Annotated in this window: 1 rRNA gene; it reads right to left on the bottom strand. The window is 61.9% G+C overall.

Annotation, left to right across the window (positions count from 1 at the left end):
* A 16S ribosomal RNA gene (locus tag BUB44_RS00010) occupies positions 1 to 265 on the bottom strand; the annotation flags it as partial.

Here is a 265-nt window from a genome sequence, read left to right as displayed (position 1 = left end):
GTACCGTCACTTCCTTCTTCCCCCAGAACAGAGCTTTACGACCCGAAGGCCTTCTTCGCTCACGCGGCGTCGCTCCGTCAGGCTTTCGCCCATTGCGGAAGATTCCCCACTGCTGCCTCCCGTAGGAGTCTGGGCCGTGTCTCAGTCCCAGTGTGGCCGGTCACCCTCTCAGGCCGGCTACCCATCGTCGCCATGGTAGGCCGTTACCCCACCATCTAGCTAATGGGACGCGGACCCATCCATTAGCGGGTTTCCCCTTTCCTCC

Source organism: Desulfofundulus australicus DSM 11792 (genome assembly GCF_900129285.1).
GTDB lineage: Bacteria > Bacillota > Desulfotomaculia > Desulfotomaculales > Desulfovirgulaceae > Desulfofundulus > Desulfofundulus australicus.
Note: the sequence above shows the minus strand (reverse complement) of the source record. Positions and strands in the feature narration are given on the sequence as shown.